General features: G+C 41.7%; 1 pseudogene. It reads left to right on the top strand.

Annotated elements, in window-relative coordinates:
• Window positions 1-386: 386 nt before the first annotated feature.
• A pseudogene (locus R7190_RS29390) lies at window positions 387-573 on the top strand (AEC family transporter); the annotation flags it as partial.

The raw sequence follows: 573 nt of genomic DNA, 5'->3' as shown, positions 1-573 counted from the left end.
CCCAATGTGAAGAAAATGCAGTGTGTGAAAATTTGCCCGATTACATCGGCAAGGACATTGCGATAACGAGAACAGCACCAAATACCGAACCAGAAACAAATGCACATAGAACGGTTTTGTTGTGTTTACTTTTCATCGATGGACTCCTATTTATCACCACCAGAACCGCACAAGGAATGAGCGCGGCTCAACTTCATTTCACTTGTCGGCGCTGGAGTTCTGTTTTATCTCCAGTGCGATAAGTCGGAGTAGTAAACCAATATATGCAACCTTCGACCTGTCGAGCTTGGTCAAACTGAGATATTAAGCTCATATCGGAATGCAACGTACATCCTAATCAACATAAGAATAAAATTTCATCGCTTCCCTATTCCCCGCCCCCTAGTTTGTGGCTTAATAGCGAAACAATAATGACTTTTTTCTTTTTTGCTGCGGATACTTACATGGATTCTGTTTTACATCAGTTGCAATTCTCTTTGTCGATCACCGGCCCCATCTGCTTAATGTTGGTGCTTGGCGTTATCTTTAAACGGTTTGGTCTCATCAACGATAACTTTATTGAAATTGGCTCTA

This window comes from Vibrio sp. 1078-1, from assembly GCF_033340475.1.
This window is presented reverse-complemented; position numbering and strand designations above follow the sequence as displayed.